Here is a 13,109-nt window from a genome sequence, read left to right on the forward strand (position 1 = left end):
CAGTTTAAAGAGAAATAGATAGGAAGAGTCCGAAACAACTAGTGGTTTCAGACTCTTTCTCTCCTTCATGATATCAAAATTAAATCTTACTCTGGGAACAGATCAGATGATAAATAACGCTCACCTGTGTCTGGCGCTAGACATAGAACTCTTGCAGTTGAAGGCAGATCTTTTGCGACTTTAATAGCAAAATGAGCAGATGCGGCTCCAGAAGCTCCTACGAAAATACCTTCTTTTGCTGCAAGTTGACGTGCCATGACTTGGGCATCTTCATCTTCAATGTGAAGGATCTCATTATATACTTCTTGGTTTAAAATACTTGGAATAAATCCCGGACCTGTACCAGGAATTTTATGCGGTCCCGGCTTTCCTCCTGATAGAACAGGGGAGCCTGCTGGTTCAACCACATAAATTTTTAGATCGGGGATATGCTTTTTCAATTCTTCACCTGTACCTGTCACCGTACCGCCTGTCCCAGCTGTAAGGACAAGTGCGTCTAACTTCCCATCAAATGCCTCCATAATTTCAACAGCGGTCGTTTCCCTGTGTGCATCAGCATTTGCTGAGTTTTCAAATTGCATTGGAATAAAGCTATTTGGTGTTTTTTCTGCAATCCGATTTGCTTCATCAATTGCCCCTTGCATCCGTAAGCTTCCAGGCGTCAGGATGACTTCGGCACCGTAAGCCTTCATAATTTTAACACGTTCTTTTGTAGCGTTATCAGGCATTGTAATAATACATCGGTATCCTTTGACTGCACTAACCATACAAATTCCAATCCCTGTGTTCCCGGAAGTCGGCTCAATAATCGTACTTTGACCAGGAATTAATTTTCCTTCTTTTTCCGCTTGTTCAATCATATTTAGCGCAGCTCGATCTTTAACACTGCCTCCTGGATTAAAGGATTCAAGCTTCATAAAAACCTCTGCTCCATTTTTTTCGGGTAATTTATTTAGCTTGACAATTGGTGTTTTTCCAATTAAATCAATGATGGATTGATAAATTTTCATGATGATTCACCTCTTCATATACCTTTAAAGATAATTTTTTTTAGATTCAATGAATCTATATAAAGTGAAACTTCCATCATTGGGGGGTTCTATTATCCCCCAATGATGGTTAGTCACGCAGAGCCTGATTGATTTATCTAAGGGCTTAAGCCCAAAGATAAATCTTATTTCACCAATCGGAGCTTTACGGGCAGTTGATCTCCCCACCTATCTTCTTTTATTATACTTAGACTCATGAGGTGGAGGTCTTACTGCCCGTTAAGCCTGATAAAAATAATAGGATTTGTATTATTTAAAATCATTTTAAACCATTTAACACAAGATCACAATTGTAGCTTATCTAATTTGATTTTTGTAAAAAAGATAATTGACATTTTAGATAATAAATATATAATTAATTGTAATTAATCCTATTAAACAACTATGTTTTATGTAAATAATAAAGGTGGGGAGAGTCTTGTTTCTATCAATTAAAAATGTCCAAAAGAGTTTCGCTAACCGAGGAAAAACGGAACAAGTCTTAAAAGATATAGATTTAGATATAAAAGAAGGAGAATTTGTTTCTCTTTTAGGTCCATCTGGATGTGGAAAATCAACACTACTAAATATTGTTGCGGGGTTGTTAACTCCGAGTGAGGGTAGGCTTATATTAGATCAACAACCGATCACAAAGCCAGGGAAAGACCGTGGGATGGTATTTCAACAAGCAGCTTTATTTCCTTGGTTATCTGTCGAAGAGAATGTAATGTTTCCTTTAAAAAAAGAAATGTCAAAAAAGAAAGCGCGAGAGGTGGCACAAAGATACTTACAACTTGTGCAATTAAGTCCATATGCAAAGCATTCTCCACATGAACTTTCTGGAGGAATGCAGCAAAGAGTTGCAATTGCAAGAGCTTTAGCGATGAATCCAAGAGTATTGTTAATGGACGAACCCTTTGGAGCTCTGGATGAACAAACGAGAATTCGCCTTCATGGTGAACTTGAAAAAATATGGATGGAAACTAAAAAGACGATTTTATTTGTGACACACAGCATTCAAGAAGCGATTAAGTTATCAGATCGAATTATCGTCATGGGTACTCACCCAGGCACGATATTAAAAGATATTAAGGTAAATATAGCAAGACCACGGGAAAATCATATTCATGAAATAGCTCAGTATGAAGAATTGATTATGGAGTTGCTAAAGTCAGAGATTGATAAAGTCGCAGAAGAGGAATTACAATATGCAGTTAGCTATTAAGCGAATCGTCTTCTATTTATTGTTAATTGGCCTTTGGGATTTATCAATTCGAATTTTTGATATTCCTAAAGTGATCTTGCCATCACCAACCGATGTTGTACTGAGCCTACAGGAAAGTCTGGCTGATGGATCCCTATTAGTTGATTTAGGAGCAAGTTTTACAAGATTAATGGTTGGTTTAGTCATTGCCTTAATCATTGGGGTTTTGCTAGGTGTTTTATTAGCAAAAGTAAAAATTGTTGATGAGACACTGGGTTCACTCATTATAGCCTTACAAAGTATTCCGAGTATTGTCTGGCTGCCACTCGCAATCATGTGGTTTGGATTAAATGAGAAATCAGTTATCTTTATCATTGTTTTAGGTGCAGCGATTGTAATGACGATTAATATGCGCACAGGGATTAAAAATGTAATGCCGCTCTATATAAAAGCTGCACAGACCATGGGTTCGGGGGGAATTGATTTGTTTTTCCGAGTGATTATGCCTTCTTCGATCCCATATGCAGTCACTGGTGTTCGATTGGCATGGGCTTTTGCTTGGCGCGCATTAATGGCCGGTGAACTTCTAAGTGCAGGCCCTGGACTAGGCTATACACTAAAATATGCATCTGATTTTGGGCGCATGGATATGGTTATAGCGATTATGATTGTAATTGGTGCGATTGGTGTGATTGTCGACATTCTTATTTTCCAGCGAATTGAAAAACGAGTCATGATTAAATGGGGACTTGAACAAAAAGAAGCAGCATAAAGAATAGGGGGAAAAGATGATGAAGAAGTGGCTTTTATCAATAACATTCGTATTAGTAATTGGTATTTTAGCAGCTTGTGGCGGAAGCTCTGAAGAAGCATCAGGAGAAACTGCAAAGGATAAAGTGGTCATTGGATACTTTCCAAATATTGACCATGCTCCTGCAATGGTAGCGCGTGAAAAAGGGTATTATGAAGAAGCCTTAGGAGAAAATGTGGAGATTGAATATAAAACATTCCCTGATGGCGGAACATTCATGACAGCTCTTAAGTCTGGAGAAATTGATGCCGGTCTAGTAGGACCTGGACCAGTGTTAAATAACTATTCAAATGGTGCAGATGTAAAAATCATAGGTGGTGCTTCTTCAGGCGGTACCGTTGTCGTTGCTAGTGAGCAAAGCGGAATTGACAGTTTAGAAGATATGACAGGGAAAACGTTCATTACCCCAGGAATTGGTTGTACACATGATGTACAGTTTGAAGCGTTTCTTATGGAACAGGGAATTGAAGAATTATCTTCAGCTCGAATCGGTGGATCGCTGAAACATGTAACTGGAAATCCTGCTACTTATCAAGGAATGTTTGAAACAGGGAAGGTTGATATGGCGGCAGTTCCTGAGCCGTGGGCATCAATCTTAGTAGAAAATGGTGCTAAAGTGGTAGTAAGCACGGAAGAAATTGCCTATGGTGAAACTCTGCCGAATGTTGTGTTAGTTGCAAATGGCTCATTAGTAGAGGAAAAGAAAGATATCGCTCAAGGCCTTGTTAATGCACAACAAAAATCAGTAGATTTTATTAACAATAATAAAGAAGAAGCTGTCGACATCGCGATTAAAGCAATTAAAGATTTAACAAAACAAGAAATGGACAAGAATATTGTCGCAAAGGCGATGGACCGGATGACATACACAACAGAAATCGATGAAGAAGTACTAAAAGAATTTGGCCAAGCTTCTTTTGAATTAGAGTTTCTTAAAGAAGAACCTAATTTTGATGGCTTAGTTCAAGCGTCATTATAAAAAATAACTCTGTAATAATGGCTGTCCATAAGGTATAAGCAACCTTGTGGGACAGCTTTTTTTGTTTTAAAATGTGGGATGTTATAAGATAGATTCATATATCAATGAGGAAGTGGATGAATTGAACGATCAAGATTATGATTTATCTCTTAATATTAAAACGGGGGAAGATTTTTTGCATGCCCATGATTCTATTCACTACCATCCATATGAGCCAACGCCTTATCATGGGTTGGAGATTTTATTTAATGAGTATGAGGTAAATAAGCAGGATTGTGTAGTCGATTTTGGATGTGGGAAAGGGCGATTGAACTTTTATGTCCATCATCGTTTTCAAGCAAAAGTCGTTGGCATTGAAATGAACAAACGCTTTTATCAACAGGCTATCAAAAACCTTCAATCCTATAGAAAGAAACGCAAGGTAAAACAAGGGGATGTCACCTTTCATTGTTGTTTGGCAGAAGAATATCCGATTGAAGTGGAGGATAATAAATTTTATTTCTTTAATCCATTTTCAATTAAGATTTTTCGAAGAGTGATAAATCATATTTTAATGTCAAAGGAGAAGGTAGATCGAGAAATCGATTTGATTATGTATTACGGAGCAGATGAATACATTGACTTTTTAGAGAGGGAGACGCTATTTCAATTACATCAGGAAATTATCATCCCAGGTTTTTACCCACGTAATCCATATGAAAGATTTTTAATCTATCGCTTAAAATGAAAAAAGAGAAGAAATGATCAACATTTCCTCTCTCTCTCTCTTCTTTCATTAACCGATGTGAGCAATGATTCCTTCGTTATCATCTAAAACCAATTCAATGCCAGTATAGGGATCCCTATTTAGATACTCTTCTAACCATAATCTTATGGCTTCGATCATATTGACCATGACCAACACTTGCTTGCGGTCATTCCAATAGGCTTCAGCAGAAAATCCATAATCATCGTCATACATTAATTCAATTTCTACTTCTTCAGGCTTAATCTGCTTTTTTCGAGCAATATAAACACAAAGAGCGTTAATAATGTCTTGTTCTAGAAGTGTTAATTTCCCCATGGATTCGCTTCCTCTTTTTTCTTTTTCTTAAAGAATTGGAAGATTCTACGGATCAAGGCGATTACGAAAATAATAGCTAGTACATTAATGAACAACCCTAAAATTTGTCCTAAAAATCCCATGTTGGCAAATAACCCACCGAATAATAGACCAGCAAGTCCCCCAAGCATAAGCCCTTTCATTAAACCGCCAGAGAAAAATCCGCCATTTTTCTTCGTTGCAGCAGACTTATTAGTATTTGTCGAGTTGTCTTGTTTCTTTTGGAAAAATGAATTGTTATTATTTGTACTGCTATTGTTGTTGTTATTGAAACCCCTCTTGACTGATTTGTACCCTTTAGCCTCTACCGTTGTTGGTTGATCTTGAAATACAACACTTCCCACTGGTGTGAAAAGAAGGACAGCAGTTAGAACGGCTGTTAAAATTTTCTTCATGAACTAATTCCCCCTGAAATAAAATAGATTTTAGTGTGTAAAGTTCAATTTACACAATCTCTAGTATACTGGATATTAACTACGAAGGAAAACGAAAAAGGTTTCACTTTTAAATGAATTTCTCTGGTATAGTATAATTAAAATTTACTAATTTAATCTTTAAATAATAGAAATATTCTAAGGGAGGAAGCATCCTTGAAATCATATATTGATCAGGAAAATGGAATTTTTCCATCTGTATGCTCGTTAGATTGCCCAGATCAATGCGGTTTGTTGGTGCATAAAAAGGATGGAAAAATTGTCAAAGTAGAAGGCGATCCGGAGCATCCGGTTACACAAGGGAGTATTTGTAATAAAGTTCGTAATATGCCAGCTCGAATTTATGATGCAAATCGCCTCAAATATCCATTAAAAAGGATTGGAGCTAAAGGTGAAGGGAAATTCACTAGAATTAGTTGGGATGAGGCCATCGAGACCATCACCTTAAAATGGAACCAACTAATTCAATCCCATGGAGCGGAAAGTATTCTACCTTATAGTTTTTACGGGAATATGGGGAATTTGGCGGCGGAAAGTATGGACCTTCGATTTTTCAATCGATTAGGTTCCTCCCAACTAGATCGCACGATTTGCACTGCTGCTGGTAAAGTTGGATACAAATATACAATGGGAGCGAATGTTGGGACAGATCCTGAAGATACGATTTATTCAAAACTATTCATTTTTTGGGGGATAAATGCAGTAAGTACGAATATGCATCAAATTGCACTCGCTCAAAAAGCACGTAAAAATGGAGCGAAAATTATTGTCATTGATGTACATAAAAATCAAACCGGTCGATTTGCAGATTGGTTCATTCCGATCTTGCCTGGGACAGACAGTGCATTGGCCTTAGGAATGATGCATATTTTATTTGCAGAGAACATGGTAGATTATGAATTTCTGCGAGAGTATACCATTGGATATGAAGAATTAAGAGAGCATGTGAAAGCCTATGACCCAGAAACTGTTTCAAGGGTAACAGGAGTTCCGGTTGAAGATATTTATAAGCTTGCTCGTATGTATGGGGAAACTTCTCCGACTTTTATACGGATCGGAAACGGCCCGCAGCATCATGATAATGGTGGAATGTTTGTTCGAACAATTTCATGTCTTCCTGCCTTAACTGGCCAATGGTTAGTAAAAGGTGGCGGAGCGATAAAGGGGAATTCAGATTATTTAGCTCATCATGCTGGCCGATTACAACGACCTGATCTATTAAAAGACAAAGGGACACGTGTCATTAATATGAACGTAATAGGAGAGGCTTTATTGTCAATGGAACCTCCGATTAAGTCCATGTTTATTTATAGTTCCAATCCAGTAGTTGTAGCACCGAATGCAAATAAAGTTAAAAAAGGATTTTTAAGAGAGGACTTATTTACCGTTGTCCATGATTTATTTTTAACCGAAACAGCCAAATATGCAGATATTGTATTGCCCGCTACTTCTGCTTTTGAGAATACGGACTTTTATGCTTCTTTTTGGCACCTCTATATGCAAATTCAACAGCCGGTTATCAAACCCTATGGAGAGTCCAAATCAAATGTGGAAGTATTCAGACTGTTAGCGGAAGCCATGGGATTTGAGGAAGACACCTTTAAAGAAACCGAGGAGGAAATGATTGCTGATGCGCTTCAAAATCCAACGAATCCTTATTTAGAAGGGATTACATTAGAAAGGTTACAAGAGAAGCAGTATTTGAAAGCGAAGGCTAAGCCTTTATTGCCTGGTAAGTTAAAAACACCAAGCGGTAAAATTGAGTTATATTCCATAAAAATGAAGGATGAAGGACATCCGCCATTGCCAACCTATATTCCGCTAAAAGAGGATGGCGACTATCCACTTCAGTTTATTCCAGCTCCAAACCATAACTTTTTAAATTCTACCTTTGCCAATAATGAAAAACATCAATCACTTGAAAAAGAGCCGAGTCTCTCTATGAATAAAAAGGATGCACTAGAAAGAGGAATAACAGATGGTGAGATGGTAAAGGTATGGAACGATCGTGGTGAATGCATGTTGAAAGTAGTGGTTGGTGAACAAGTTCTTCCTAGTGTTGTTGCTACTCAGGGCCTTTGGGAGGATCCAAATGGAAAGCAGCAATTGGTGAACTGTTTAACCCCGGATCGTCTTGCTGATATGGGCGGAGGAGCTACCTTCTTTTCTGGCCGAGTAGCAGTAGAAAAGGCATATAAATGAGCAAAAAAAGAAGGAAATTATAACAAATTTGTGAACTGATTAAAAAGAATTTTTTTATTATAATAGAAGTTTAACATGAAAGACAATATTTAGTGTTAGAGATGAGATCATAACACTAAATATTGTTTTTTATTAATTTGATAGAATTCCAGTCAACATAGCAATTAAAATTAAAAATTAGAATTATGGTAAAATAAAATTATAGGAATAAATAAAATGCTTTGATAACTGCCCGGTGGTTAAGGATGAATTTGTTATATAAAGGGGTGCAATTCAAATGTCAGAAGAGCGTTTGATTATTAAAGTACTTAATAATGAGTTCAGTATAAAAAAAGCGCAAAAAGAAGCAATCAAGGCTAAGAAAAAGGGATTGCAATATGCATTTGACTTAAGGGATATCAAAGATCGTGAAATTAAAGAAAACTTTTATATGTATTTATAATTATTGATAATCCTGGTAACTTTCAGTAAGAACACCAGGATTTTTATTTTACCCAGGTAAGCTAATGTCCTTACTTAATTAAATAGTTAATAAAAAGGTTTACTTTCTTTTTATCTTCCATAATTGGGGAATAGACAAAGGATAAAGTTCTAGAAAAAGAAAGGTCTTTAACCGGTATGGTAGTAAGATTCCCATGTCTAATATCTCGACGGATCACACTTTCTGATAAAAGGCTTAACCCATAGCCATTCATTAGGGTTTCCTTAATTCCTTGGTTGCTGCTGATGGATAGCAGTGATTTCAGCTTCAGTCCATTGGCGCTAATGACATGATTAAAATATTCCCTTGTACCTGAGCCGTCTTCTCTTGTTATCCATATTTGATTTTGAAGGTCCGAAATCATTACCTTATCTTTTTGCGCCAGCGGATGTTCTGGTGAGGCTACGATAAACAATTCATCATTCATGAAGGCTTTAACAGAAATATCCTTTACATTTGTTTGTCCCTCAATTAATCCGATATCCACTTCCAATAACCTTACCAATCCGACAATTTCTTCAGTATTCCCAATCACCACATGGATCTCCAATTCAGGAAAATCAGTTTGTAGTTTGATTAAAATGGCAGGGAGGATATATTCCCCAATTGTAAAGCTGGCTCCAATGTTTAACTCACCTTTAATGATTTGATGGTGCTCAAGGATCTCTTGTTTGGTTTGCTCATAAATCGTAATGATTTGCTTGGCTCTGTCGTATAGTAAATCGCCAGTTGGCGTAATTTTAATAAATTTGGGAGATCGCTCAATTAATGTTGTTTGAAACTCTTTTTCTAAGTTTTTAATATGTAAACTAACATTTGGTTGTGACATGTTTAATATTTCAGCTGTCTTTGTAAAGTTTTTAACCTCAACAAGGGTTACAAATGTTTGAAGGGCATCATAATTCACATTATCTCTCCTCTAGACTATGTTAACTATTAGAAATCCTGATGATAATGATAAGTAATATATATTTTACTAATGTTTACACGTTTGGTAAAGTGTAAATAGTTATAATTTATAAAAATAAAAATCTGTTAATCCCTACTTGACTTATATGATTAGTAAAACTATTATTATAGTAACTTATTTTTTCATTATGTTTTGAACAAAATTTAAATAAATACTACAACAATTAGTATTCCTTTGAGAGGTGGATATCGGTGCAACTTCAAGTAATGAACAGTCCGTTTAATCAAGAACAGGCAGATCTTTTAAATCGTTTACTGCCAACCTTGACAGAAACACAAAAAATTTGGCTTTGCGGATTTTTAGCTTCAGCGAAAGTAGAATCCCCTGCTGCATCCCTTTCTGCGGTTGCTTTAGAAACAAAAGCGGCTCCAGTCCAGCAGAACGTAGTTCAACAAGCAATTTCAAAAGACTTAACCATTTTATATGGTTCACAAACTGGTAATGCACAAGGCATTGCAGAAAAAGCAAAAAAGACATTAGAAGGTCAAGGCTTTAAGGTTACTGTGGCATCCATGAGCGATTTCAAACCAAACAATTTGAAAAAGCTTCAAAATATTTTGATTGTCGTTAGTACGCACGGAGAAGGGGAGCCACCAGATAATGCAATAACTTTCCATGAATTTCTTCATGGTAAACGTGCACCAAAACTTGATGGGTTGCGTTATTCCGTCCTATCTCTAGGCGATAGTTCTTATGAATTTTTCTGTCAAACAGGAAAAGACTTCGATAAGCGACTTGAAGAACTAGGGGGAAATCGAATATATCCACGTGTTGATTGTGATCTTGACTTTGATGAGCCGGCAGCTAGTTGGGTAGATGGAGTGATCCAATCCTATCTGGGAGCGGGAGAAGAGAATTCCGCTTCTGAATTGACATCAACAGAAAACGTTGCAGCAGCTTTAGTTGGTTCAGAAATTGAATATACTCGAAATAATCCTTTTTACGCGGAAGTATTTGAAAATATTAATCTCAATGGTCGGGGTTCAAATAAGGAAACTCGTCATCTTGAAATTTCGCTTGAAGGGTCTGGTATTAACTATCAACCAGGTGATGCCCTTGGAATTATCCCAACGAATGATCTTGAACTAGTTGGTGAGCTTCTAAAGGAATTGGCATGGAATCCAGATGAAAGTGTAGTCGTTGATAAAGATGGTCAGAATTTATCTTTTAAAGAATCACTTACATCTTATTTTGAAATTACATTGTTGACAAAGGGGCTAGTGGAGAAGGCAGCTCAACTTTCAACAAACAAGGATTTTCAAGAATTAATTCAGGATGAAAGTAAATTAAAAGAATACGTGAATGGCAGAGATTTGCTTGATTTAGTCCGTGATTTTGGAACGTGGGGAAATTCTCCGCAAGAGTTTGTTTCGGTTCTTAGAAAAATTCCAACTCGTTTATACTCCATTGCAAGTAGTATAGAGGCAAATCCAGAAGAAGTTCATTTAACGGTGGGTGTGGTAAATTATGAGGCCCACGGTCGTGAACGTAAAGGAGTTTGCTCTAACTTAGCGGCAGCACTCGAGTCTGGAGATAAAGTTCCTGTCTATGTTCATCGCAATCCTAACTTTAGGTTGCCGGAAAATCCGGATGCACCAATTATAATGGTTGGACCTGGAACGGGTGTTGCCCCTTTCCGTGCGTTTATGCAAGAACGTGAAGAAATAGGCACAACAGGAAAGTCTTGGATGTTCTTCGGTGATCAACATTTCGTAACTGATTTTCTGTACCAAACCGAATGGCAAAGTTGGTTAAAAGATGGCGTTCTAACGAAAATGGATGTTGCTTTCTCGCGTGATACCGATCAAAAAGTGTATGTGCAGCATCGCATGCTCGAACATAGCAAGGAGTTATATGAATGGCTTCAAGAAGGTGCTTATTTCTATGTTTGTGGAGATAAGGACCATATGGCAAAAGATGTCCAAAATACATTAATTGAGATTATTGAAAAAGAAGGCAATTTAACTCGTGATCAAGCGGAAGAGTACCTAGCAAACTTAAGACAAGAAAAGCGTTATTTACGAGATATATATTAATTAGCACGTATTGGGAAGGGAGTTCGATGAAACAATGGTGACTAAAATTTTAACAGCCCCTGAAGGCCCACCAAGTGATGTTGAACGAATAAAGGAAGAAAGTGATTATTTACGCGGCACGTTAAAAGAATCAATGGAAGAGAAACTAAGCTCAGGAATTCCAGATGATGACAATCGTTTAATGAAGCACCATGGCAGCTATTTACAGGATGATCGTGATCTTCGTAATGAGCGTCAAAAACAAAAATTAGAACCAGCCTATCAATTCATGTTACGTGTTCGTCTCCCTGGAGGAGTAGCTACTTCAGAGCAATGGCTAACTTTAGATGAGCTAGCTGATACTTACGGAAACGGAACATTGAAATTAACAACACGTGAAACTTGGCAGATGCACGGGATTCTCAAATGGAATATGAAAAATGCAATCCAAGCTTTAGATAAGGCGATGCTTGATACTATCGCTGCTTGTGGGGATGTGAACCGTAACGTCATGTGTTCATCAAACCCACATCAATCGGAAGTACACGCAGAAATCTATGAATGGTCAAAGAAAATAAGTGAACATTTATTGCCTCGTTCAAGAGCGTATTATGAAATTTGGCTTGATGAAGAAAGAGTAGCAGGAACACCTGAAGAAGTTGAACCTATCTATGGACATCTTTATTTACCGCGTAAATTCAAAATTGGAATTGCTGTTCCACCAAATAATGAAATTGATGTTTTTTCACAGGATTTGGGTTTTATTGCGATTATTGAGGATGAAAAGTTAATTGGCTTTAATGTGACAATTGGTGGTGGAATGGGAAGCACTCATGGCGATAAAGCGACATATCCACAACTTGGAAAAGTCATTGGCTTTGTTACACCAGATCAAATTCTCGATCTTTCTGAAAAGGTTATTACGATTCAGCGGGATTATGGAAACCGCTCTGTTCGTAAATATGCTCGTTTCAAATACACCGTTGACCGTCTTGGTCTTGAAAATGTGAAAGAAGAATTAGAGCGCCGCTTAGGTTGGAAATTAGATGAAGCAAAACCATTTCATTTTGACACGAATAATGATCGTTATGGCTGGGTAGAAGGATCAGAAGGCAAATGGAATTTCACGTTATATATTCAAAACGGTCGTATAGCTGACTTTGATGATTACAAGTTAAAAACAGGATTGAGAGAAATTGCTAAGGTTCATACAGGCGAATTCCGTATGACTGGAAATCAAAATGTGATGATTGCAAATGTCTCTAGTCAGGAAAAGAAACAAATCGAAGCGATTATTGAACAATACGGATTAACGGATGGCGCACATTATAGTGCAATTCGTCGCAGTTCTTTAGCTTGTGTTGCTTTGCCAACCTGTGGATTAGCCATGGCTGAAGCGGAGAGATATTTACCATCTCTTCTTGATAAAATTGAAGAAATTATTGATGAAACAGGACTTCGCGATAAGGAAATTAATATTCGTATGACTGGTTGTCCAAATGGATGTGCCCGTCCAGGTTTAGGAGAAATTGGATTTATTGGTAAAGCCCCTGGTAAATATAACATGTACTTAGGTGCAGCTCATAATGGCACACGTCTCAATAAAATGTATCGTGAAAATATCGGAGAAGAAGAGATCCTAAAGGAATTGAAAGTGATTCTTCCGCGATATGCAAAAGAACGTGAAGAAGGCGAACATTTTGGAGACTATGTTATACGAGCTGGTATCATAAAAGCAACGACAGACGGTACAAATTTCCATGATTAATAACTAGAAGTAAGCGAAACGCACATAGCTGAATGTGCGTTTTTCTTTATTGTTGGCCAGTAGGATAACTAATAGATGTCCATTCGTTTAGGGTAGCGTAACATGATATAATACT

Annotated in this window: 12 protein-coding genes; 8 read left to right on the forward strand and 4 right to left on the reverse strand. The window is 37.2% G+C overall.

The annotated features are described in order from the left end of the window. Window positions 1-86 precede the first annotated feature (86 nt). Window positions 87-1,010 (reverse strand): cysteine synthase A, encoded by a 924-nt coding sequence (gene cysK, locus R4Z10_RS05620; protein WP_338472222.1) that lies wholly within the window; start codon window positions 1,008-1,010, stop codon window positions 87-89. 457 nt (window positions 1,011-1,467) lie between these two features. Here cysK and R4Z10_RS05625 point away from each other — a divergent pair, with 457 nt between their 5' ends. From R4Z10_RS05625 to R4Z10_RS05640, 4 genes are all read left to right on the forward strand, one after another. Beyond that, window positions 1,468-2,253: an ABC transporter ATP-binding protein gene (locus R4Z10_RS05625; RefSeq protein ID WP_338472223.1), complete on the forward strand. Its 786-nt coding sequence runs from the start codon at window positions 1,468-1,470 to the stop codon at window positions 2,251-2,253. Continuing rightward, window positions 2,237-3,004 (forward strand): ABC transporter permease, encoded by a 768-nt coding sequence (locus tag R4Z10_RS05630; protein ID WP_338472224.1) that lies wholly within the window; start codon window positions 2,237-2,239, stop codon window positions 3,002-3,004. The genes R4Z10_RS05625 and R4Z10_RS05630 overlap by 17 nt, the downstream gene beginning before the upstream one ends. A gap of 19 nt (window positions 3,005-3,023) precedes the next feature. Beyond that, entirely contained in the window at window positions 3,024-4,022 is a 999-nt protein-coding gene (locus R4Z10_RS05635) for an ABC transporter substrate-binding protein (protein ID WP_338472225.1), read from the forward strand. A 121-nt stretch (window positions 4,023-4,143) separates the two neighbouring features. Continuing rightward, entirely contained in the window at window positions 4,144-4,749 is a 606-nt protein-coding gene (locus R4Z10_RS05640; RefSeq protein ID WP_338472226.1) for a class I SAM-dependent methyltransferase, read from the forward strand. 48 nt (window positions 4,750-4,797) lie between these two features. Here R4Z10_RS05640 and R4Z10_RS05645 read toward each other — a convergent pair whose 3' ends face one another. After that, complete coding sequence (locus R4Z10_RS05645) at window positions 4,798-5,085, reverse strand: YxcD family protein (RefSeq protein ID WP_338472227.1); 288 nt, start codon at window positions 5,083-5,085, stop codon at window positions 4,798-4,800. Further along, window positions 5,073-5,519, reverse strand: a complete 447-nt coding sequence (locus R4Z10_RS05650) for a hypothetical protein (RefSeq protein WP_338472228.1) — start codon at window positions 5,517-5,519, stop codon at window positions 5,073-5,075. The genes R4Z10_RS05645 and R4Z10_RS05650 overlap by 13 nt, the downstream gene beginning before the upstream one ends. A gap of 195 nt (window positions 5,520-5,714) precedes the next feature. Between R4Z10_RS05650 and R4Z10_RS05655 the strand changes: the two genes are divergently transcribed. Both R4Z10_RS05655 and R4Z10_RS05660 read left to right on the forward strand, forming a co-directional pair. Next, window positions 5,715-7,760 (forward strand): molybdopterin oxidoreductase family protein, encoded by a 2,046-nt coding sequence (locus R4Z10_RS05655; protein ID WP_338472229.1) that lies wholly within the window; start codon window positions 5,715-5,717, stop codon window positions 7,758-7,760. Between the two features lie 277 nt (window positions 7,761-8,037). Further along, complete coding sequence (locus tag R4Z10_RS05660) at window positions 8,038-8,202, forward strand: hypothetical protein (RefSeq protein ID WP_338472230.1); 165 nt, start codon at window positions 8,038-8,040, stop codon at window positions 8,200-8,202. Between the two features lie 70 nt (window positions 8,203-8,272). Here the strand turns inward: R4Z10_RS05660 and R4Z10_RS05665 are convergent, their stop codons facing one another. Further along, a complete protein-coding gene (locus tag R4Z10_RS05665) occupies window positions 8,273-9,148 on the reverse strand; it encodes a LysR family transcriptional regulator (protein WP_338472231.1) in 876 nt (291 codons plus the stop codon). Window positions 9,149-9,402: 254 nt separating this feature from the next. Between R4Z10_RS05665 and R4Z10_RS05670 the strand changes: the two genes are divergently transcribed. Continuing rightward, window positions 9,403-11,247, forward strand: a complete 1,845-nt coding sequence (locus R4Z10_RS05670; protein WP_338472232.1) for an assimilatory sulfite reductase (NADPH) flavoprotein subunit — start codon at window positions 9,403-9,405, stop codon at window positions 11,245-11,247. Window positions 11,248-11,281: 34 nt separating this feature from the next. Next, on the forward strand, window positions 11,282-12,994 hold the full coding sequence (gene cysI, locus R4Z10_RS05675) for an assimilatory sulfite reductase (NADPH) hemoprotein subunit (protein ID WP_338472233.1): 1,713 nt from the start codon (window positions 11,282-11,284) through the stop codon (window positions 12,992-12,994). The last annotated feature ends 115 nt before the right edge of the window (window positions 12,995-13,109 follow it).

The organism is Niallia sp. XMNu-256 (assembly GCF_036670015.1).
Lineage (GTDB): Bacteria > Bacillota > Bacilli > Bacillales > Cytobacillaceae > Bacillus_BD.

What these genes read in the sequence shown, in the direction of transcription:
- cysK (WP_338472222.1), bottom strand. Translation starts at nt 1,010, where the DNA reads ATGAAAATTTATCAATCCATCATTGATTTAATTGGAAAAACACCAATT.
- R4Z10_RS05630 (WP_338472224.1), top strand. Translation starts at nt 2,237, where the DNA reads ATGCAGTTAGCTATTAAGCGAATCGTCTTCTATTTATTGTTAATTGGC.
- R4Z10_RS05635 (WP_338472225.1), top strand. Translation starts at nt 3,024, where the DNA reads ATGAAGAAGTGGCTTTTATCAATAACATTCGTATTAGTAATTGGTATT.
- R4Z10_RS05645 (WP_338472227.1), bottom strand. Translation starts at nt 5,085, where the DNA reads ATGGGGAAATTAACACTTCTAGAACAAGACATTATTAACGCTCTTTGT.
- R4Z10_RS05650 (WP_338472228.1), bottom strand. Translation starts at nt 5,519, where the DNA reads ATGAAGAAAATTTTAACAGCCGTTCTAACTGCTGTCCTTCTTTTCACA.
- R4Z10_RS05660 (WP_338472230.1), top strand. Translation starts at nt 8,038, where the DNA reads ATGTCAGAAGAGCGTTTGATTATTAAAGTACTTAATAATGAGTTCAGT.
- cysI (WP_338472233.1), top strand. Translation starts at nt 11,282, where the DNA reads ATGGTGACTAAAATTTTAACAGCCCCTGAAGGCCCACCAAGTGATGTT.